Below are 20,519 nucleotides of genomic sequence, written 5' to 3' on the forward strand. Positions count from 1 at the left end.
TCCTTAGTGATCGTCGTGCAGGTACGCGGCCCGTTTGGGCAGGCGCAGGCTGAACAGGAAGGCCACGGCCATCATGGCGGTGACGTACCAGTAAAAGGTGTTTTCGATGCCCATCGACTTGAGGTTCAACGCCACGTACTCGGCCGAGCCGCCGAACACGGCGTTGGCCACCGCGTACGCCAGGCCCACGCCCAGGGCGCGTACCTGCGGCGGGAACATCTCGGCTTTGACCAGGCCGCTGATCGAGGTGTAGAGGCTGACGATGCACATCGCCACCGTCACCAGAGCGAAGGCCAGCCACGGGCTGGTCACGGTTTTCAGTGCCAGCAGCAGCGGCACGGTGAACAGCGTACCCAGCGCACCGAACAGCAGCATCGAATTACGTCGGCCGATACGGTCCGACAGCATGCCGAACAGCGGCTGCATGAGCATGAACAGGAACAGCGCGCCGGTCATCACGTAGCTGGCGTCCTTTTTCGGCATGCCAGCGGTGTTGACCAGAAACTTCTGCATGTAGGTGGTGAAGGTATAGAAGATCAGCGAACCGCCGGCGGTATAGCCGAGCACCGTGACGAACGCTGCGCCGTGGTTGCGGAACAGCCCGCCTATGGAGCCGGCGTCCTTGTCCTGACGGGTCTCGGCGCTGCTGGTCTCTTCCAGCGAGCGGCGCAGCATCAGCGAAATCACTGCCGCCACTGCGCCGACCACGAACGGAATGCGCCAGCCCCAGGCGCTCAGTTCCTGTTCGCTGAGCAGTTGTTGCAGAATCACCACCACCAGCACCGCCAGCAGTTGGCCACCGATCAGGGTCACGTACTGGAACGAGGCGAAGAAGCCGCGCTGGCCGCGCAGCGCCACCTCGCTCATGTAGGTGGCGGTGGTGCCGTACTCACCACCGACCGACAGGCCCTGGATCAGGCGCGCCAGCAGCAGCAACGCGGGTGCCCAGGTGCCGATGCTGGCGTAGGTGGGCAGGCAGGCGATCATCAAGGAACCGGCACACATCATCAGCACCGAAATCATCAGGGAGTTCTTGCGCCCGTGGCGGTCGGCCAGGCGGCCGAAGATCCAACCGCCGATGGGCCGCATCAGAAAGCCCGCAGCGAACACGCCGGCGGTGTTGAGCAACTGTACGGTGGGGTCGTCGGAGGGGAAGAAGGCCGGGGCGAAGTAGATGGCGCAGAAGGCGTAGACGTAGAAGTCGAACCATTCCACCAGGTTTCCCGATGAGGCGCCGACGATGGCGAAGATGCGTTTTTTGCGCTCTTCGCCGGTGTAGTGGGGGGTAGTCATGGGCAGAGTGCTCCTGAAGGGTCACAGGTAAGTCTAGACATACCCAGTTACAAGCTTGTTCAACGATGCCGCTTGGCTTGGGCCGCTGGCTTATCTTCGGTACGAGCGATCTCGCTCCTCAAGACTGCCATTGCGGATACCCGAAGCTGTGCGACGCTTGGCTCAGGCGGCTTGGCCGCCCATCGCGGCTGAAGCCGCTCCTACAGGCTAAGAGCAGTTAATGCCGCTCTCGTACTGTAGGAGCGGCTTTAGCCGCGATGGTCGGCAACGCCGGCCCAATGGCCTTGACCCCGATCACCCAGGATCAACGCAGTACCTGGCTTAGGGCGGCTTAGCCGCCCATCGCGGCTGATCGGAGCGCCGACCCGGCCGCTCCTACAGTCGAGTGAAAGGTGAAAGACGATTGACGCCTATGACACCCGCTCGATGGCCAGGGCCAAGCCCTGGCCGACACCCACACACATCGTCGCCAGCGCCTTACGGCCGCCGCTTTTCTCTAACTGATGCAACGCCGTCAACACCAACCGCGCGCCGCTCATGCCCAGCGGGTGGCCCAAGGCGATCGCGCCGCCGTTGGGGTTGACCTGGGGCGCATCGTCGGCCACCCCCAGCTCGCGCAACACTGCCAACCCTTGGCTGGCGAACGCTTCGTTGAGCTCGATGACGTCGAAGTCGGCCATCGCCAAGCCCAGGCGCTCGGTCAGCTTGCGCACCGCAGGCACCGGGCCGATGCCCATCACCCGTGGCGCCACGCCGGCGCTGGCCATGCCCAGCACTCGTGCGCGCGGCGTCAGGCCGTGGCGCTTCACCGCGTCGGCCGACGCCAGGATCAGCGCGGCGGCGCCATCGTTGACGCCCGAAGCGTTGCCGGCAGTGACCGTCTTGTCCGCACCGTTGACCGGCTTGAGCCGGCCCAGTGCGTCAAGGGTGGTGTCCGGACGCAGATGTTCGTCCTGGGTGACCACCGTCTCGCCCTTTTTATGGGCGACGCGCACCGGCACGATCTCTTCGGCGAAGAACCCGGCCGCCTGCGCCGCCGCAGCCTTCTGCTGGCTACGCAGGGCGAAGGCGTCCTGGTCGGCGCGCGACACCCGGTGCTCGTCGGCCACGTTGTCGGCGGTCTCGGGCATCGAGTCGACGCCGTACTGCCGTTGCATCGCCGGGTTGACGAAGCGCCAGCCGATGGTGGTGTCTTCGAGCTTCATGCTGCGCGAATAGCCGCTTTCGGCCTTGCCCATCACGAAGGGCGCGCGCGACATCGACTCCACGCCCCCGGCGATGGCCAGCTCCATTTCGCCGCTGGCGATGGCGCGGAAGGCCGTGCCGATGGCGTCCATGCCCGAAGCGCACAGGCGGTTGAGGGTCACGCCGGGAACGCTCGGCGGCAGGCCCGCCAGCAGCAGCGCCATGCGCGCCACGTTGCGGTTGTCTTCGCCGGCCTGGTTGGCGCAGCCGAAGAACACTTCGTCGAGCTGCGCCCACTGCACGCCCGGGTTGCGTTCGATCAGCGCCTTGAGCGGCACTGCCGCCAGATCGTCGGCGCGCACGCTGGCCAGGGCACCGCCGAAGCGACCGATGGGGGTACGGATGGCATCGCAGATGAATACGTCACGCATCAGGCTTCTCCTGGCGCTTGGCCGTGGGCGGTGGCCGTGCGCGCTTCGAGGTCGCGCAGGGCAGCAAGCTCTACATCGCTGGGCGCTTCGGTGGTCTGCACATCGTCGGCGAAACGAATCGCCCAGCCGGTGGCGGCGATGATCTGCTCGCGGGTCACGCCGGGGTGGATGGAGGTGACCACGAACTCATGGCTGCCGGCTTCGGGCTGCAGGATACACAGGTCGGTGATGATGCCCACTGGCCCTTCGCCGGGCAGGCCGAGACGCTGGCGCGAGTCGCCGCCTTCGCCGTGGCCGAACGAGGTGATGAAGTCGAGCTTCTCGACGAACGCCCGTGGCGACTGCTTGAGGATGATCAGCACCTGCTTGGCGGACCCGGCGATCTCCGGCGCGCCCCCTGCCCCCGGCAGGCGCGTGCGCGGCGCATGGTAGTCGCCGACCACGGTGGTGTTGATGTTGCCGAAACGGTCGACCTGGGCGGCACCGAGGAAACCCACATCGATGCGCCCGCCTTGCAGCCAGTAGCGGAAGATCTCGCCGGTCGGCACCACCGTGTCGGCGGTCTCGGCCAGTTCGCCGTCGCCGATCGATAACGGCAGCACGCTGGGCTTGGCGCCGATGGGGCCGGATTCGTAGATCAGCACCACATCGGGCGACGAGGTCAGGCGCGCCAGGTTGGCGGCCTTGGACGGCAAGCCGATGCCGACGAAGCACACCGCGCCGTTGCGCAGGCGCCGCGCGGCGGCGATGGTCATCATTTCGGACGTGGAGTAGCTCATTGCGCGGCCTCCGAGGTGCTGGCCAGGCGGGCCTTGAATTCATTGAAATCGGCAGTGCCGTGGATGTACGTGTCGATCCAGGCGGTGAAGGCTTCGCGGCTGCGGCCGATCGGGTCCCAGTCCTGGTAGAAGCGGTTGTCGCGCTCGTAGTAGCCGTGGGCGTAGGACGGGTGCGCGCCGCCCGGCACCAGGCATACCGCGCTCAGTGCCCAGGTAGGCAGCACGCAGGCGTTCATCGGCGCCTGCAGGTCGTCGACGATTTCCTCGACGGTGACGATGCAGCGCTTGGCCGCCAACGCCGCTTCCTTCTGCACACCGAGAATCCCCCACAGCAGCACGTTGCCCTTGCGGTCGGCCTTCTGCGCGTGGATCACCGTGACGTCGGGGCGTACCGAGGGCACTGCGGCCAGCACTTCGCCGGTGAACGGGCAGGTGACGCGCTTGATCAGCGGGTTGACCTTGGGCAGGTCGGAACCGGCGTAGGCGCGCAGTACCGCGAACGGCAGGCCCGAGGCGCCGGCGACGTAGGCGTTGGCCAGGTCCGCATGGCTGTGCTCTTCGATCTCCAAGGCATGCGGCCACTGCTTTTCCACCGCGTCGCGCAGGCGGTGCAGCGAGCCTACGCCCGGGTTGCCGCCCCAGGAAAAGATCAGCCGCTTGGCGCAGCCGGCGCCGATCAGCTGGTCATAGATCAGGTCGGGGGTCATGCGCACCAGGGTCAGGTCCCGCTTGCGCTGGCGAATGAGCTCGTGGCCGGCGGCGCTGGGGATCAAGTGTGTGAAGCCCTCCAGCGCGACGGTGTCGCCGTCGTGGACGAACTGCTTCACGGCCTCGTGAAGCGAAAGGATTGCTGCCATTGGAGACTCCTGGTCAGGAAGCGTCGATGCGGTGGGCAGTGCGCGTGGGCAACACTGCGATGGGCTCAGAGTAAGGAGCCGGGCCAGGCCTTTACAATCCGATAATCGTATATTTGGGCGATTATCGAACGGTATGTATCGATTCAGGCCTGTCCGATGAATGAGGTTTCACGTGGCATCCGCGTGGCTGACCAACCCCTTGAGCACCACGCCCAAGGCAGCGAGGGCCGCCGGCACCAGCAAGGCCGTGAGCACCTGCGTGAAGCTCCAGCCCAGGCCCAGCAGCGTCGCCCCACTCCAGGCGCCGAGGATGGCGCCGAAGCGGCCGATGCCCAACATCCACGACACGCCCGTGGCGCGGGCCTGGGTCGGGTAGAAGCGCGCCGCCAGCGACGGCATGGCCGATTGCGCGCCGTTCACGCACATGCCGGCGACCAGCACCAGCGTCGCCAGCAGCGCCATGTTGCCCAGGCTCTGGCCCACTGCGTAGGCGAAACCGCCGGCCAACAGGTAGCAGAGGCCGATGACCCTGTGCGGGTTGTAACGGTCCATCGCCCAGCCCACCACCACCGCGCTGAGTACCCCGCCGAACTGGAACAGAGCGCCGATGAACGCGGCCTGCTCCAGGCTTGCGCCGCTGTCGCGCATCAGCGTCGGTAGCCAGCTGGTGAGCAGGTAGACGATCACCAGGCCCATGAAATAGGTCAGCCACAGCAACAGGGTCCCGACCCCATAGGTGCCCGAGAAGATCACCGCGAAGACATTGCGCGCGGCCACGGCCTTCTGCTCCGGTACGCTGAAGCCTTGAGCCTGCGCGACCAGGGCCGGGGCGATCGGCGCCAGGGTCTTGCGCACCTGCTCGGTGCCGCGCTTACGCACCACCAGGAAGCGCGCCGACTCCGGCAACCACAGCACCAGCGCCAGCACCAGCAGCAAAGGCAGCACCCCGCCCAGCACCAGCAGGCTGTGCCAGCCGTAGGCCGGAATCAGCTTGGCGGAGACGAAGCCGCCGCCGGCCATGCCCAGGTTGAAGCCACAGAACATACTGGTCACCAGCAACGACTTGAGCCGTTCGGGGGTGTACTCCGAGAGCAAGGTGGTGGCGTTGGGCATACCCGCCCCCAAGCCCAATCCAGTGAGAAAACGCAGCATCAGCAATTGGTCGACCGAGGTGGCGTAGGCCGAGGCCAAGCTGAAGCCGCCGAACACCAACACGGCGCCAATCAGCACACCGCGGCGGCCGAAGCGGTCAGCCAACGGCCCGGAGCCCAGTGCGCCGAAGACCATGCCGATCAAGGCCGCACTCATCACCGGCCCCAGGCTGGCACGGTCGATGCCCCATTCCTGGGACAGCGCCGGGGCGATGAAGCCCATGGCCGCCGTGTCCAGCCCGTCGAGAAAGACGATCAGAAAACACAGCAGCACCACCCGCCACTGATAGCGCGACAGGGGTTGCTGGTTGATCAGGCGTTGTACATCGAGGATCTGCCCGGCAGGCGCGGGGGCTTTGTCGAAATTCAGGGTCATGAGGTCGTCCAGACGGTGCGCACAAACGGACGCCTGCACTGTCGGCAGTGCAGCCGTGGGGAATGGATGTGGTGCAACCTTTGGCTAGACGGGATGCGGGGGCACGGCGGGCGCACACGGCCGCAGCAGCGAAGCAGTCGTTTTCATGGAGGGTTCTCGCCTGTTGTTATTGTGCGGTCGGCGGGGCCGACCGATACGAGCAACAGTAATCAGCGAGCACGAAGGGCGCAATTGATGCGCCCAGAGTGTGTGCGGTTACCGAACGCTAAACGCCGGGCAGGGCTTGCTGGTGCTGTGCGTTTCAGCCGAACAACTGGGTGCACAGGTCCTGGCTGGTGGCCAGCAGGATGGGCAGGAAACGCTGCTCCAGCTCACTGCGGCTAACCCGGCCCACGTGGGTGCTGACGTTGAGCGCGGCCAGCACCTGCCCGGAGGCGTCGTAGATGGGCACGGCGATCGAACGCAGGCCTTGCTCAAGTTCCTGGTCGACCACGCAGAAGCCCTGCTCGCGCACCTGCTGGATGCAGGCGAACAGCGATTCGGCGTCATGCAGGGTGCGGCTGGTGCGGGCCTTGAGGTCGGCGCGTTCGAGGTATTCGCGCAGGCTGGCATCGTCCAGCGCCGCCAGCATGATCCGGCCCATCGACGTGCAGTAGGCCGGCAAGCGCCCGCCAACGGACAAGTCGACCGAAATCAACCGCTCGACCGTGGCCGAACGGGCGATATACAGGATGTCGTCGCCTTCCAGAGTGGCCATGTTGGCCGCTTCGTGGAGTTTTTCGCTGATGCGGTCGAGGTACGGCTGCGCCGAGACTGCCAGCGGCGTGGACGACAGGTAGGCGTGCCCCAGGGTCAGCACTTTGGGCAACAACGAATAGGTACGCCCGTCGGTGGTGGCGTAGCCGAGCTTGATCAGCGTGTGCAGGCAGCGCCGCACGGCGGCTCGGGGAATTTCCGTGCGGTGGCTGATCTGGGCGATGGTGAGGTGGCGTTTGCGTTCCTGGAAAGCCTGGATCACCGCCAGGCCGCGGGCCAGCGACGTCATGAAATCCGGATCGCCGGTGAACGCCTGAATGCGTTTGGCCGCCGAGGCCACGATGGGCGGTGCGAGCGCTGCGCTGGCGGCACGCAGGGAATTTGCGCCTGCGCTGTCGAGGGTTTCTTCGCTCATGGACTTGCCTCAAAAAACGGTGCTTTGTGCGATTATCGAACAAGCGGCCGATAATCGCAATTGACCGCCGACACGTTTGCTTATACCTTTCCATCTGCCCATGTGGCTTCTTTGGAGAGACTGGTCAGGTACCCACCGTGGAAGCTTCAAGGCAGCGGCCTCGCCTCTCAGCGAGGCCGTTTTCATTTATATCGACCACCGAACTTTCCTACTGCCCAAGTGCTCCAAGGTAGTGTCGATAAAAGTTTCGTAAACGGCTGTTCCGTTGGACAGCGCGCCTGCCACTTCACATGCATCGCGCCCTGTTCGAGCTTAGGATTTGCTTAGCCGGCAACTTGGTTATAATCTCGCCGTCTTCATCGCTCGATGTCAGACTTTGTTCGATCGACCACCTGTATTGACCGGCTTTGCCACCTGCCCCCCTTCTCCGGCCCGACCAAGCCGGCGGGCGCCCCGGTGAGCGGCAGCCCCAGACAAGCTTCAACCTGACGTTACGGCAGCGCGACGTCCCCAGGTCCGTAACCGACAGGCACTTACGCAACTGTCGTCGACCGGGATATAACTTTTCATTGGCAGGTATTGTTGTGACAAAAGATGAACTGCGCGCCGAACTTGAGCGCCAGGCCGAACGTTTTACCGGACTCTATGGTGGCGAAGTCACCACGTACGCCGCGCAACCGGAACCGGAACGCAAACCGTGGCGCAAACGCACCACCATCCACGATCAGGCCTTCGCCGAAGAGCTCGACAAGATGGAAAAGGAATTGCGTGGCGAGGGCGTCGAGAAGCGCTGATGCCCCGCTGACAGCAGCGAGGCGACCCGCAACGGCACATTGATGTGACCTGGCGCAAGATTTTAGAGTCAAAGCGGGTGCTTCGAATCTCTGGTTTTTCTGGCATAATCCGGCCCCCTTTCGACCGCCAGAAAACTTTTCATGATTGATTTATTCAGCGGACTGGATGCCTGGGTAGCCGTGAGCTTGGTGCTTGCGCTGACCTTTGTGCTCGCTTTCGAGTTCATCAATGGCTTTCATGACACCGCCAACGCGGTAGCCACCGTCATCTACACCAAAGCCATGCCGCCGCACCTGGCGGTGTTCTTCTCGGGGGTGTTCAACTTCCTGGGAGTGCTGCTCGGTGGGGTGGGCGTGGCCTACGCGATCGTCCACCTGCTGCCGGTGGAACTGCTGATCAACGTGAACACCGGGCATGGATTGGCCATGGTCTTCTCCCTGCTCGCCGCAGCCATCGCCTGGAACCTGGGCACTTGGTACTTCGGCATTCCCGCTTCCAGTTCGCACACGCTGATCGGCTCGATCCTCGGTGTGGGCCTGGCCAATGCCTTGATCAACCACATCCCGTTGGGCGACGGCGTCAACTGGCAGAAAGCGATCGACATCGGCCTGTCGCTGGTGTTCTCGCCCCTGGCCGGCTTCATCGTCGCCGCCCTGGTGCTGCTGATGCTCAAGCGCTGGCGGCCGCTGTCGAAAATGCACAAGACCCCGGAACAGCGGCGCAAGCTGGACGACAAGAAGCACCCGCCCTTCTGGAATCGCCTGGTGCTGGTGATCTCGGCCATGGGCGTGAGCTTCGTGCACGGTTCCAACGACGGCCAGAAGGGCATCGGCCTGATCATGCTGGTGCTGATCGGCATCGTGCCTTCGCAGTTCGTGCTCGACCTGGGCAGCAGCACCTACCAGATCGAACGCACCCGCGACGCCACCCTGCACCTGAGCCAGTTCTACCAGCGCAACGCCGACACCCTCGGCGAGTTCCTGGCCCTGGGCAAGGCCCCAGCCGGCGACCTGCCAGGCCAGTTCAGCTGCGATCCCAAGCAGACCGAACCGACCATCAGCGCCTTGCAGCGTTCGCTCAAAGGCGTGACCGACTATCACGACCTGGGCGCCGAGAAGCGCGTGGAAGTGCGTCGTTACCTGCTGTGCCTGGACGACACCGCGAAGAAGGTCGGCAAGCTGCCGGGCCTCGAAGCGCGTGAGCGTGCCGACCTCGACAAACTGCGCAAAGACCTCACCGCCACCACCGAGTACGCGCCCTTCTGGGTCATCGTCGCGGTCGCCCTGGCCCTGGGTCTGGGCACCATGGTCGGCTGGAAGCGCGTGGTCCTCACCGTCGGCGAGAAGATCGGCAAGCAAGGCATGACCTACGCCCAGGGCATGTCGGCGCAGATCACCGCAGCCTGCGCCATTGGCATGGCCAACGTGTTCAGCCTGCCGGTATCGACCACCCACGTGCTGTCCTCGGGTGTGGCCGGCACCATGGTCGCCAACAAGAGCGGCCTGCAAGGCGGCACCATCAAGACCATCCTGCTCGCCTGGGTCCTGACCCTGCCCGCCACCGTGGCCTTGTCCGCCGCGCTGTTCTGGCTGGCGACGCGCTTCATCGGCTGATCGCCCTATGCGGTATGCGATAAGGCGCCCTCAGGGGCGCCTTTTTCGTAGGTGGATGAAAAAACCGGCGACACACCCGCTTTCTGCTTTTTTCTGGCCATCGAGGCTCAAGCTCAAGGCATTGCTGGCCGATACCCTCAGGCCATCGCTGCGCAGCGCGCAGGCGGCAACCACTCGACACATAAGCCCAGCGGACCCGAGCACGCCATGCGCAAAAGCCTTCGATTCAGCCACAAGATCCTCCTTGCCGCGTCACTGATCGTGATCGTCGCCTTCAGCCTGTTCACCCTGTTCAACGACTATCTGCAACGCAACGCCATCCGCGAAGACCTGGAGAGCTACCTGGCCGAGATGGGCCAGTCCACCGCGACCAACGTCAACAGCCTGTTCGACGGGCGTATCCGCATGGTCGACAACCTGGCGCAGAACATCGCCCAGGCACCGGCCGAGGCCGCTACCCTGCTCGGCCAGCCGGCGCTGACCTCGAGCTTCCTGACCGTCTACCTCGGCCAGGTCGACGGCCGCTTCACCGTGCGCCCCGACGCCAAGATGCCCGACGGCTACGACCCGCGCATCCGCCCCTGGTACAAGGACGGCATGAGCGCCAACGGTGCCATGCTCACCGAACCCTACATCGACCTGACCACCCAGAAGATGGTCATCAGCATCATCAGCAAAGCCGCGACCAACGTCGGTGTGGTCGGCGGCGACCTGGCCCTGGACGGGCTGGCCAAGATCATCAACGCGCTGAACTTCGGCGGCATGGGCTATGCCTTCTTGGTCAACGACCAGGGCAAGATCCTCGTGCACCCGCAACAGGAGCTGGTGATGAAGTCGCTGGGCGACCTGTTCCCCGGCCAGGCACCGAAGCTGAGCCAAGACCTCAGTGAGGTGCAGGAAGCCGACGGCCAGAGCCGCCTGCTCAGCTTCACGCCGATCAAGGGCCTGCCCAACGCCAACTGGTATGTGGGCCTGTCCATCGACAAGGATCAGGCGTTCGCCATGCTCAGCACCTTCCGCACCTCGGCGGTGATCGCCACCCTGGTGGCGGTGGTGATCATCATCGCCCTGCTCGGCCTGCTGATTCGCGTACTGATGCAACCGCTGCACGTCATGACCCGCGCCATGGAAAACATCGCCGAGGGTGAAGGCGACCTGACCCGCCGCCTGGATATCCAGCACCACGACGAATTCGGCATCCTGGGCAATGCCTTCAACCGCTTCGTCGAACGGATCCATAGCTCGATCCGCGAAGTGTCGTCGGCCACCGAGCAGGTCAACGAAGTGGCCCTGCGGGTTATCAGCGCCTCGAACTCGTCGATGAGCAACTCCGACGAGCAGAGCAACCGCACCAACAGCGTGGCCGCAGCGATCAACGAGCTGGGCGCCGCCGCCCAGGAGATCGCCGGCAACGCGGCCCTGGCTTCGCAGCACGCCAGCTCCGCACGGGTACTGGCCGAAGAGGGCCAGCAGGTGGTGGAGCGCAACATCCAGGCGATGACGCGTTTGTCCGACTTGATCGTCACCTCCAGCGCCCACATCGAAACGCTCAACGGCAAGACCGTGAACATCGGGCAGATTCTCGAAGTGATCACCAGCATCTCTCAGCAGACCAACCTCTTGGCGCTCAACGCCGCCATCGAAGCGGCGCGCGCGGGCGAAGCCGGTCGCGGTTTCGCCGTGGTGGCCGATGAGGTGCGCAACCTGGCGCACCGCACCCAGGAGTCGGCGCAGCAAGTTCAGGGCATGATCGAAGAACTGCAAGTCGGCGCGCGCGCTTCGGTGGACACCATGGACCAGAGCCAGCGCCACAGCCAGGAAAGCGTCGAGATCGCCAACCAGGCCGGCGAACGCCTGGGCAGCGTAACCGGGCGTATCGGCGAGATCGACGGCATGAACCAATCGGTGGCCACCGCCACCGAAGAGCAGACCGCCGTGGTCGAGGCGATCAACGTCGATATCAGTGAGATCAACATGCTCAACCAGGAAGGCGTCGAGAACCTGCAGGCCACCCTGCGCGCCTGTGCCGACCTGGAACAGCAAGCCAGCCGCCTCAAGCATCTGGTCGGCACGTTCAGGATCTGATGCCGCCCCGCCGTGGTGCCGCGTCGCGCGCGGGCCACGGCGTCCGGAACACAATCCGCCGTAGACCAAGGTTTAGCGCCAAACCCTTGATCGCACAGGTCGATCGAACAAACCCCTCCTTTCCAAGGTCAACCTTCAAGCGTGTTCTGTAACGGTGTGTTACAGCCGTAGGCCAGGACCGAAGATGATCCCGGAGGGATACCGATCGTGCACATTGCTGACATCACCATGTTCTACGCCCCGGCAAGCGGGGGCGTACGGACGTACCTTGATGCCAAACACCGACGCCTCGACGCCATGTCCGGCGTGCGTCACAGCTTACTCATCCCGGGGGCGTCGGCCAGCGAAGACAACGGCGTCTACCAGGTGCCGGCCATGCCCCTGCCGTTCGGCAAGGGCTACCGCTTTCCCGTACGCCTGGCGCCGTGGTGCAACACGCTGCGCACCTTGCAGCCCGACCTGATCGAAGTCGGCGACCCGTACCTCACGGCCTGGGCCGCGCTCGAAGCACGGCGCCAGCTCGATGTGCCGGTGATCGGCTTCTACCATTCCGACCTGCCGCTGCTGGTCAGCAACCGCATGGGCAACTGGTTCACGCCCAATGTGGAGGCTTACGTCAGCAAGTTGTACGGCAACTTCGACCGCGTCCTGGCGCCGAGCCAGGTGATGGCCGACAAACTCACCCGTCTGGGCGTCAAGGACGTGCACGTGCAGCGTCTGGGCGTGGACTTGAACATGTTCAACCCCTCGCACCGCGACACGCAGCTCAAGGCCCGTCTGGGTATTCCCGACACCACGCGCCTGCTGGTCTTCGCCGGTCGTGGTTCGCGGGAGAAGAACCTGCCGGTGCTGCTCGATTGCATGCGCCAACTGGGCAGCCGCTACCACTTGCTGCTGGTGGGCTCGAGCATGCCGGCCAACGTGCCGGACAACGTCACGGTGATCAACCAGTTCTGCCCGCCCCAGGAAGTCGCCAATCTGCTGGCCAGCGCCGATCTGCTGGTGCATGCCGGTGACCAGGAGACCTTCGGCCTGGTGATCCTCGAAGCCATGGCCAGCGGCACGCCGGTGGTGGCCGTACGCGCTGGGGCCTTCAGCGAAATCGTGCGCGAAGACTGTGGCCGCCTGTGCGCGCCGAACGATGGCCGGGCCATGGCCGTCACCGTGCATGAGGTCTTCGAAGAGGGCGTACGCAAGCTCGGCGCCCAGGCCCGCAGCCATGTGGAGCAACAGTATTCGTGGACCAGCGTGGTCAACGGCCTGCTCGACCACTACCAGGCCGTGCTCGGCCATCAGCCAATGGTGCGTGCCCATGCGTGAGCCTTCGCCCAACCCGCCCAGCGTGATGCTGGTGCTGCACGATGTGGCGCCGGAAACCTGGCCCGATTACCGCCCTTTCGTCGAAGCGGTCGATGCGCTGGGCAATGTGCCCATGACGTGGCTGGTGGTGCCGGACTTCCACCACCGCAACGCGCTGCAACACGCCCCCGATTTCTGCCGGCTGATGGACAGACGCCTGGCCAAAGGCGACGAGCTGGCCCTGCACGGCTTCTATCATGCCGATGATGGCCCGGCGCCGCGCACGCCGCGCGAGCTGTTCATGCGCCGGGTGTACACCCATGAAGGTGAGTTCTATGGTCTGGACCAGTCGCAGGCGCTGCATCGATTGCGCGAAGGGCTACAACTGTTCGAGGCACAAGGTTGGCCGGTGGCCGGCTTCGTTGCCCCGGCCTGGCTGATGAGCGAAGGTACACGCCAGGCCTTGCGCCAACTGCCGTTGCGCTACACCAGCACGCCACAGCACTTGTACCGTCTGCCGGATTTCGCTGCCATCGACGCCCCTGGGCTGGTGTGGAGCGCGCGCAGTGCCTGGCGGCGCGGCATGTCCAAGGTGATCAGCGACTGGCAACGCAAGCGTCTGGCATCGGCCGATACATTGCGTCTGGGGCTGCACCCGGTAGACATGCGCCACCGCTCGTCCCGCGACTATTGGATGAACACCCTGCGCGAGCTAATGGCTCAGGGCCGAGAGCCTGTGACCAAATCCGTCTGGCTCGATCGCCAGCTCGCCTCATGACACGTTGGGTCTGGCTGGGGCTGGCCGTGCTGCTGGCGCTGGCCGTCCCGATGTTTCTCGGTGGCAGTGAACTGCTGCCACGCCTACGCAGCTTTCCGTCCGGTTTGCTGGCCAGTCTGCTTGGCATGATCGTGCTGTGCTGGGTGATCAATGCCTGGCGCCTGCGCTTGCTGCTCGGCCAGCAGGGTGCGCACTTGGGCCGGATCCGCAGCGTAGGCGTGTTGATGGCCACCGAGTTCGCCATCTGCACCACACCCGGCGGCAGCGGCGGCCCATTGGCGCTGATCGCCCTGCTCAACCGCGAAGGCATCGGCGCGGCGCGCAGCGGTGCGGCGTTCGCCATGGACCAGCTCAACGACTTGCTGTTCTTTTTCTGCGCCATGCTGGCGATCGCCGGCTATGCGGTGTTCAACCGCCTCGGCCATAGCCAGCAGACCATGCTGATGGGTAGCGCGCTGATGCTGTGCGCGGCCTTGGCGTCGTTGTTGGCACTGATGCGGTGGCGGCGGCAAGCCATGCGCTGGAATGGGCGGGTGCTGCGCCGCGTTGGCCTGTCGGCGGCGCGCCAGCGACGTTGGGCACGCAAACTGCTGCGCTTCCTGCATGCCCTGGCACAGACCTGGCGGTTGCCCAAACGCACGCTGGCATTGGTGTTCGCCCTCACCTGCGCGCACTGGAGCCTGCGTTTCAGCGTCATGTACCTGGTCCTGCAAGGGTTGCAGGCCAACCTGGGCTGGATACCGAGTTTTCTGGTGCAGATGTTGGCCTTGAGCGCCGGCCAGTTCAGTCTGCTGCCAGGTGGTGCCGGAGCTGCCGAACTGACCTCGGCCACCCTGCTGACGCCTCTGGTGGGCAGCTCCACGGCGGCGGCGGCGATCGTCATCTGGCGGGCGATCACCTACTACTTCTATCTGCTGGCCGGTGGGCCGGTGTTCGTCTGCCTCCTGGCGCGCCCGCTGTTGCAACGCGGGCGTCGCCAGACCAGCTGAGCCTCAGTCGAAGACCACGGTCTTGTTGCCGTGTACCAGCACGCGATCTTCGAGGTGGTAGCGCAGACCGCGGGCCAGCACCATCTTTTCCACGTCGCGGCCAAAACGCACCATGTCTTCGATGGTGTCGGCGTGGCTGACACGCACCACGTCCTGCTCGATGATCGGACCTGCGTCCAGCTCTTCGGTGACGTAGTGGCACGTTGCGCCGATCAGCTTCACGCCGCGCAACGAGGCCTGGTGATACGGCTTGGCACCGACGAACGACGGCAGGAAGCTATGGTGGATGTTGATCACCCGCTCGGCGTAGTCCTGGCATAGCTGGGGCGGCAGGATTTGCATGTAGCGCGCCAGTACCACGACATCGGCGCCATGCTCGGCGACCAGGCGCGAGACTTCGGCGAAGGCCGGCTGTTTGTTCTGCGGATCGACCGGCACATGGAAGAACGGAATGCCGTGCCACTCGACCATGCTGCGCAGGTCGTTGTGGTTGGAGATCACGCAAGGAATGTCGCAATCGAGCTCATCGGTATGCCAGCGATGCAACAGGTCAGCCAGGCAGTGCGATTCGCGGCTGGCCATCAGCACCACACGCTTCTTCTGCGCCGAATCGGTGATCCGCCACGTCATGGAGAACTCTTCGGCGATCGGCGCGAACGCTTCGCGCAAGGCTTCGATACCGAACGGCAGGGTCTCGGCACGGATTTCGTGACGCATGAAGAACCAACCGCTCTGCTCATCGGAGTGGTGACTGGCTTCATTGATCCAGCCGTTGTACAACGCCAGGAAATTACTGACCTTGGCCACGATACCGACACGGTCGGGGCACGCGATCACCAAACGGTAGGTGCGCATCAAACAGACTCCAGAACTTCGCAAAGGCGGCGATTGTAGCGGCATGCAGGGAAAAACGCAGTAAGCATCGTCGCCCGGCGACGGCGGGCTTTTGCGCCACGGGCAATGTGTTGAACGAACACAGGCGGCGAAGGGTCGGCCGATAATTAAAAATTTTTTTACCAAATACATCGCCCTGTGTTTGCTTTGAAATATGCAGCCAGCAGCGTTAGTTGTTTACTTGCCCCTGACGCGTGTCTATTATTGCCCCACTGTCTCCCACAATTGTTATCCAAGGAACGTCCCATGTCCCTGATCAACGAATACCGTGCCACCGAAGAAGCCATCAAAGAACTTCAAGCGCGCCTGGCCAATCTCTCGCAAGATGACAAGCTGAAAAAAGAGCTGGAATTCGAAGGCAAACTGCGCGCACTGATGGGTGAATACTCCAAGTCGCTGCGCGATGTCATCGCCCTGCTCGATCCCGATGCGAAAATCAGCAAAGCGCCACGTGGCGCGGCCAAGCCAGCGACCACCAAACGCGCGCGCAAGGTCAAGCAATACAAAAACCCACACAATGGCGAAGTGATTGAAACCAAAGGTGGCAATCACAAAACCCTGAAAGAGTGGAAAGCCAAGTGGGGTGGTGACGAGGTCGAAGGTTGGTCGACCCTGCTGGGTTGATTCTCCGTCTAGTACTTGCTCGATCGAAAACGCCAGCACTCGCTGGCGTTTTTTTATGGCCTTTAAATACCGACGGCGTTACAGCGCATAGCGCTCTTGCATGCTCAGCGCATGGGCTTGCCAGGCCTGCAGCACACGCCGTCCGCCCTCGTCCGCCGTGGCGAGGCTGCCCTGCAACGCCTGCTGGAAGTCGCCCAAGGTAGTGGGCGCGCCCGCTTGCGGTTGGATCAGGCGCTGTTGGCAGAAGGCATACCAGCGCTGACGTTCCTGCTCGTTCAAGGTGGCGGGAAAGTTGCGCGCGCGGTAGCGGAACAATAGTTCCGGCAGACGCGCATCGTCGAACATCCATTGTCCCTGGCCGAGTTGCTGCGGATCCAAGGCACGCACTTGCTCGCACAAACGTCGATCCCGTTCACCGATGAAACCGTCATATAACTGCTGCTCAGGATCTTCATTGACTTGAAAATCTTGCGCGCTATACATCGGCGCGAGTTTGTCTTGCCAATGCGCCTGTTGCCGAATCAATGCGTCGGCGCGTTGCAGATACAGCCCGCGATCAATGCCCAAACGCTGCTCATCCTCAGTGCGCAACACCGACAGCGGTGCCAGGACCGGACAGCGATTGATCTGCACCAGTTTGAGCGGCACCGGTAGTTGATCGGCGCCCAAGTCTTCGCGGCGGGTGTATAAACGCCGACGCAGTTCGTCAGGACTTTCCTGCAACAACGGCAGAATGTCCTGATGTAAATCGCAGACTATCAGTGCATTCCGATTGCTCGGGTGCCACGCCAAGGGCAAAACCACGCCCAAGTATTTGCGCTGGGCCGAGAAGCGCCCGGATATATGTACCAGCGGCTGCAACAGCCGAATCTGTTCCAGCACCTTGTGCTTGCTGCGCAGTTCGAACAGCCAGTTGTACAACTTCGGTTGGCGGTCGCGAATCAAGCGTGCCAGCGCCAAGGTGGCGCGTACGTCCGACAACGCTTCGTGGGCATGGCCGTGGTCGATGCCATTGGCGCGGCTGAGCAGCTCCAGGCGCAGGCTGATGCGCCCGTCCTGTTCGGGCCAGTTCAGGCCTTCGGGGCGCAAGGCGCAGGCGGTGCGCACCAGGTCGATGAGGTCCCAGCGGCTGTTGCCGCCCTGCCACTCGCGGCCATAGGGATCGAAGAAATTGCGGTAGAGGCTGTAGCGGGTCACTTCGTCGTCGAAGCGCAAGGTGTTGTAGCCGGCGCCGCAAGTGCCCGGACGCGCGAGTTCGGCGTGTACGCGGGTCATGAACTCGGCTTCGCCCAGGCCTTCGTCGGCCAGGCGCTGGGGGGTGATGCCGGTGACCAGGCAGGCGACCGGGTGCGGCAGAATGTCGTCGCTCGGGCGGCAGTACAGGCTGATCGGGGCTTCGATCTCGTTGAGGTCGAGGTCGGTGCGGACCCCGGCCATTTGCAGGGGGCGGTCGCAGCGCGGGTTGATACCGGTGGTTTCGTAGTCGTGCCAGAAGATGCTGGAGCTCACGGGGTCTTCCTGTCAGTAGGTCGACCCGAGTCTAGCGGTGCGCAGGTGCCCGCGGCGAGGCCTGCGTCAGGCCGAGGCGCCGATCTGGCGGAAGGTGAAGAACTCCTGCAAGGCCAGGACGAAGGAATCGTAGTCGCGCGGCGCCTGCAACAGCATGAAACCGGAATTGTAGTGGCCTGGGGTTTCGTCTTCCTGGCACCACACGCAACTGGCGGTCAGATTGATGAACTGTTCGCCGCCGCCCTTGAGCGGCACGCGGATCTGCAATTCGAAATCCGGGCCGACCATCAGCGGCAGTTCGCTGATCAGCATCAGGCCGCTTTCCGAGACGTTGCCCAGGTAACCCAAGGAGTAGCCAGTGATGCGGTTGAAGACTTCCAACACGCGTTGCAATTCGTGGCGTTCGATTTGTCGGGCAGTGAACATGGCGTTTATGGCTTTCCTACGTGAGGCCAGGAAAACTCGCGACTGGCAGGTGGGTTGCAATCATCCGAAGAAACGATCCATTGGGTATAGCAGATAAAGCAGGGGGTTCACCATCACCGTTCAGCGCCAGGTCATACCGGGTACTGGCCTGGCCACCGCCGCTTCGGCAGGTCGGTAGTGGCCCAGGCGTTCCAGTGTCTCCAGACGCGCAGCCGCGCGGTAGGCGTATTCGTTGCCCGGGAAGCGCTGGATCAGGTACTGGTAGGTCTGCGCCGCATCGACGTACAGCTTCTGCCGTTCCAGGCACTGCCCGCGCAGCAACGAGACCTCTGGATGGATGAACGGTCGTGCCCGGCTGGTGCGGTCGACCTGCGACAGCTCAAGCATCACACGCGCGCAGTCGCCGCGGTCGTAGGCACGGTAGGCGTTGTCCAGGTGATGGTCCATCGACCAGCGGGTGCAGCCGCCGAGGCCGGCCAGCGCGGCCAGCAGGATCAGGGTTCGCATGGGCATTCTCCTTTGATGGCCACTGTATCGGCGGGCAACGGCAAATCTTCACACAGCGCTGCCACCTTGCGCATGTCGCCTCCGGCACGCGGCGACCGCAGCCCTGCCTGGCACCCACACTCGGCAGGTAGTGCAACCGAACGATGACTACAGCCCGATTGAGGAGTAGCCTCTCGCTGCGCTTCACTATAGGAGTCTATGCATGACCATCCGCCGTACCAAAATCGTCGCCACCCTGGGCCCTGCCAGCAACTCGCCGGAAGTGATCGAACAATTGATCCTCGCCGGCCTCGACGTGGCGCGTCTGAACTTCTCCCACGGCACGCCCGACGAGCACAAGGCTCGCGCGCGGCTGATCCGCGAAATCGCTGCCCGCAACGGTCGCCACGTGGCACTGCTCGGCGACCTGCAAGGGCCGAAGATCCGTATCGCCAAGTTCAGCGACAAGCGCATCGAGCTCAAGGAAGGTGACCGCTTCACCTTCTCCACCGCGCACCCGCTGACCGAAGGCAACCAGAGCATCGTCGGCATCGACTACCCCGACCTGGTCAAGGATTGCGGCGTGGGCGACGAGCTGCTGCTCGACGACGGCCGCGTGGTCATGCGCGTCGAAACCGCGACCGCCGATGCCTTGCATTGCGTGGTGCTGATCGGCGGCCCGCTGTCGGACCACAAAGGCATCAACCGCCGCGGCGGTGGCCTGACGGCACCGGCCCTGACCGAAAAGGACAAGGCCGACATCAAGCTGGCTGCGGAAATGGACCTCGACTACCTCGCCGTGTCCTTCCCGCGCGACGCCAAGGACATGGAATACGCGCGCTCGTTGCGTGACGCATCCGGTGGCAGCGCCTGGCTGGTCGCCAAGATCGAACGCGCCGAAGCGGTGGCCGACGACGAGACCCTCGACGGCCTGATCGCCGCCTCCGACGCCGTCATGGTCGCCCGTGGCGACCTGGGCGTGGAAATCGGCGACGCCGAGCTGATCGCCATCCAGAAGAAGATCATCCAGCACGCACGGCGCAACAACAAAGCGGTGATCGTCGCCACGCAGATGATGGAGTCGATGATCCAGAACCCGATGCCGACCCGCGCGGAAGTGTCGGACGTGGCCAACGCCGTCCTGGACAACACCGACGCGGTGATGCTCTCGGCCGAAAGCGCCGCCGGCGCCTACCCCATCGAAGCGGTCAAGGCCATGGCGCGCATCTGCCTGGGCGCGGAGAAACATCCGACCAGCCAGAAGTCCAGCCACCGCCTGCACACCACCTTCGAGCGCTGCGACGAAAGCATCGCCCTGGCGGCGATGTACACGGCCAACCACTTCCCCGGCGTCAAGGCGATCATCGCCCTCACCGAAAGTGGTTACACGCCGCTGATCATGTCGCGCCTGCGCTCGCACGTGCCGGTCTATGCGCTCTCGCCGCACCGCGCTACCCAAGCGCGCACCTCGATGTTCCGCGGTGTGTACCCGATCGCCTTCGACCCTGCTGCCCTGCCGGGCGACAAGGTCAGCCAGGCGGCTGTGGACGAGCTGCTGCAGCGCGGGCTGGTGCAGCAAGGCGACTGGGTGATCCTGACCAAGGGCGACAGCTACCACACCATCGGCGGCACCAACGGCATGAAGATCCTGCACGTGGGCGACCCGCTGGTCGGCTGATGCAGGTGTTGTGACGACAGCGCCCTGTCAGCAGTAAAGACCGCTCCCCGGAGCGGTCTTTTTTTGCCCGCTCGCCGGTGGTTTCGCCAGGCGAGCGATA

At 64.0% G+C, this 20,519-nt stretch carries 18 protein-coding genes and 1 pseudogene; 9 read left to right on the forward strand and 10 right to left on the reverse strand.

The genetic code is table 11. The annotated features are described in order from the left end of the window. Positions 1-3: 3 nt before the first annotated feature. The 6 genes from ACSMEV_RS19360 to pcaR form a co-directional block, all read right to left on the reverse strand. Positions 4-1,293, reverse strand: a complete 1,290-nt coding sequence (locus tag ACSMEV_RS19360; protein WP_459206575.1) for an MFS family transporter — start codon at positions 1,291-1,293, stop codon at positions 4-6. 410 nt (positions 1,294-1,703) lie between these two features. Then, positions 1,704-2,912, reverse strand: coding sequence for a 3-oxoadipyl-CoA thiolase (gene pcaF / locus ACSMEV_RS19365; RefSeq protein ID WP_459208385.1), 1,209 nt, complete (start codon positions 2,910-2,912; stop codon positions 1,704-1,706). After that, positions 2,909-3,688: a CoA-transferase subunit beta gene (locus tag ACSMEV_RS19370; protein ID WP_459206576.1), complete on the reverse strand. Its 780-nt coding sequence runs from the start codon at positions 3,686-3,688 to the stop codon at positions 2,909-2,911. The genes pcaF and ACSMEV_RS19370 overlap by 4 nt, the downstream gene beginning before the upstream one ends. Further along, entirely contained in the window at positions 3,685-4,545 is an 861-nt protein-coding gene (locus ACSMEV_RS19375; RefSeq protein ID WP_459206577.1) for a CoA transferase subunit A, read from the reverse strand. Before ACSMEV_RS19375 ends, ACSMEV_RS19370 begins: the two co-directional genes overlap by 4 nt. A 168-nt stretch (positions 4,546-4,713) precedes the next feature. Then, on the reverse strand, positions 4,714-6,072 hold the full coding sequence (locus tag ACSMEV_RS19380) for an aromatic acid/H+ symport family MFS transporter (protein ID WP_459206578.1): 1,359 nt from the start codon (positions 6,070-6,072) through the stop codon (positions 4,714-4,716). Between the two features lie 301 nt (positions 6,073-6,373). Continuing rightward, positions 6,374-7,243, reverse strand: a complete 870-nt coding sequence (gene pcaR / locus ACSMEV_RS19385) for a pca regulon transcriptional regulator PcaR (protein WP_459206579.1) — start codon at positions 7,241-7,243, stop codon at positions 6,374-6,376. Between the two features lie 584 nt (positions 7,244-7,827). Between pcaR and ACSMEV_RS19390 the strand changes: the two genes are divergently transcribed. The 7 genes and pseudogenes from ACSMEV_RS19390 to ACSMEV_RS19420 all read left to right on the forward strand — a co-directional run bounded on the left by ACSMEV_RS19390 (position 7,828) and on the right by ACSMEV_RS19420 (position 14,802). Further along, positions 7,828-8,037, forward strand: coding sequence for a hypothetical protein (locus tag ACSMEV_RS19390; protein ID WP_313738657.1), 210 nt, complete (start codon positions 7,828-7,830; stop codon positions 8,035-8,037). 141 nt (positions 8,038-8,178) lie between these two features. Continuing rightward, positions 8,179-9,651 (forward strand): inorganic phosphate transporter, encoded by a 1,473-nt coding sequence (locus ACSMEV_RS19395; RefSeq protein ID WP_459206580.1) that lies wholly within the window; start codon positions 8,179-8,181, stop codon positions 9,649-9,651. Positions 9,652-9,858: 207 nt separating this feature from the next. Beyond that, positions 9,859-10,878, forward strand: a pseudogene (locus tag ACSMEV_RS19400) (HAMP domain-containing protein); the annotation flags it as partial. 93 nt (positions 10,879-10,971) lie between these two features. Continuing rightward, complete coding sequence (locus ACSMEV_RS19405; protein WP_409522250.1) at positions 10,972-11,736, forward strand: methyl-accepting chemotaxis protein; 765 nt, start codon at positions 10,972-10,974, stop codon at positions 11,734-11,736. Positions 11,737-11,934: 198 nt separating this feature from the next. Next, a complete protein-coding gene (locus ACSMEV_RS19410; protein WP_459208386.1) occupies positions 11,935-13,056 on the forward strand; it encodes a glycosyltransferase family 4 protein in 1,122 nt (373 codons plus the stop codon). After that, positions 13,049-13,813, forward strand: a complete 765-nt coding sequence (locus ACSMEV_RS19415) for a DUF2334 domain-containing protein (protein WP_459206581.1) — start codon at positions 13,049-13,051, stop codon at positions 13,811-13,813. Before ACSMEV_RS19410 ends, ACSMEV_RS19415 begins: the two co-directional genes overlap by 8 nt. Further along, entirely contained in the window at positions 13,810-14,802 is a 993-nt protein-coding gene (locus ACSMEV_RS19420; RefSeq protein ID WP_459206582.1) for a lysylphosphatidylglycerol synthase transmembrane domain-containing protein, read from the forward strand. The genes ACSMEV_RS19415 and ACSMEV_RS19420 overlap by 4 nt, the downstream gene beginning before the upstream one ends. 3 nt (positions 14,803-14,805) lie before the next feature. Here ACSMEV_RS19420 and purU read toward each other — a convergent pair whose 3' ends face one another. After that, positions 14,806-15,657: a formyltetrahydrofolate deformylase gene (purU, locus tag ACSMEV_RS19425; protein WP_459206583.1), complete on the reverse strand. Its 852-nt coding sequence runs from the start codon at positions 15,655-15,657 to the stop codon at positions 14,806-14,808. Positions 15,658-15,942: 285 nt separating this feature from the next. Here purU and mvaT point away from each other — a divergent pair, with 285 nt between their 5' ends. Next, the gene (gene mvaT, locus ACSMEV_RS19430) at positions 15,943-16,320 is read left to right on the forward strand and encodes a histone-like nucleoid-structuring protein MvaT (protein WP_296263256.1); all 378 of its coding nucleotides are present in this window, start codon (positions 15,943-15,945) and stop codon (positions 16,318-16,320) included. A 78-nt stretch (positions 16,321-16,398) separates the two neighbouring features. Here mvaT and sbcB read toward each other — a convergent pair whose 3' ends face one another. From sbcB to ACSMEV_RS19445, 3 genes are all read right to left on the reverse strand, one after another. Next, positions 16,399-17,829, reverse strand: coding sequence for an exodeoxyribonuclease I (sbcB, locus tag ACSMEV_RS19435; RefSeq protein ID WP_459206584.1), 1,431 nt, complete (start codon positions 17,827-17,829; stop codon positions 16,399-16,401). 66 nt (positions 17,830-17,895) lie between these two features. Then, complete coding sequence (locus ACSMEV_RS19440) at positions 17,896-18,255, reverse strand: PilZ domain-containing protein (protein WP_313738650.1); 360 nt, start codon at positions 18,253-18,255, stop codon at positions 17,896-17,898. Between the two features lie 120 nt (positions 18,256-18,375). Next, positions 18,376-18,762 carry a tetratricopeptide repeat protein gene (locus tag ACSMEV_RS19445; RefSeq protein WP_459206585.1) on the reverse strand — a complete coding sequence of 129 codons (387 nt, stop codon included), beginning with the start codon at positions 18,760-18,762 and terminating at the stop codon, positions 18,376-18,378. A gap of 202 nt (positions 18,763-18,964) precedes the next feature. Between ACSMEV_RS19445 and pyk the strand changes: the two genes are divergently transcribed. Next, positions 18,965-20,419, forward strand: coding sequence for a pyruvate kinase (gene pyk, locus ACSMEV_RS19450; protein WP_459206586.1), 1,455 nt, complete (start codon positions 18,965-18,967; stop codon positions 20,417-20,419). Positions 20,420-20,519 lie beyond the last annotated feature (100 nt).

It is taken from the genome of Pseudomonas sp. MLB6B (genome assembly GCF_054508135.1).

Coding starts and splice junctions, on each gene's coding strand:
- ACSMEV_RS19360 (WP_459206575.1), bottom strand. CDS start 1,293: ATGACTACCCCCCACTACACCGGCGAAGAGCGCAAAAAACGCATCTTC.
- ACSMEV_RS19370 (WP_459206576.1), bottom strand. CDS start 3,688: ATGAGCTACTCCACGTCCGAAATGATGACCATCGCCGCCGCGCGGCGC.
- ACSMEV_RS19375 (WP_459206577.1), bottom strand. CDS start 4,545: ATGGCAGCAATCCTTTCGCTTCACGAGGCCGTGAAGCAGTTCGTCCAC.
- ACSMEV_RS19380 (WP_459206578.1), bottom strand. CDS start 6,072: ATGACCCTGAATTTCGACAAAGCCCCCGCGCCTGCCGGGCAGATCCTC.
- pcaR (WP_459206579.1), bottom strand. CDS start 7,243: ATGAGCGAAGAAACCCTCGACAGCGCAGGCGCAAATTCCCTGCGTGCC.
- ACSMEV_RS19395 (WP_459206580.1), top strand. CDS start 8,179: ATGATTGATTTATTCAGCGGACTGGATGCCTGGGTAGCCGTGAGCTTG.
- ACSMEV_RS19405 (WP_409522250.1), top strand. CDS start 10,972: ATGAGCAACTCCGACGAGCAGAGCAACCGCACCAACAGCGTGGCCGCA.
- ACSMEV_RS19415 (WP_459206581.1), top strand. CDS start 13,049: ATGCGTGAGCCTTCGCCCAACCCGCCCAGCGTGATGCTGGTGCTGCAC.
- ACSMEV_RS19420 (WP_459206582.1), top strand. CDS start 13,810: ATGACACGTTGGGTCTGGCTGGGGCTGGCCGTGCTGCTGGCGCTGGCC.
- purU (WP_459206583.1), bottom strand. CDS start 15,657: ATGCGCACCTACCGTTTGGTGATCGCGTGCCCCGACCGTGTCGGTATC.
- mvaT (WP_296263256.1), top strand. CDS start 15,943: ATGTCCCTGATCAACGAATACCGTGCCACCGAAGAAGCCATCAAAGAA.
- ACSMEV_RS19440 (WP_313738650.1), bottom strand. CDS start 18,255: ATGTTCACTGCCCGACAAATCGAACGCCACGAATTGCAACGCGTGTTG.
- ACSMEV_RS19445 (WP_459206585.1), bottom strand. CDS start 18,762: ATGCGAACCCTGATCCTGCTGGCCGCGCTGGCCGGCCTCGGCGGCTGC.
- pyk (WP_459206586.1), top strand. CDS start 18,965: ATGACCATCCGCCGTACCAAAATCGTCGCCACCCTGGGCCCTGCCAGC.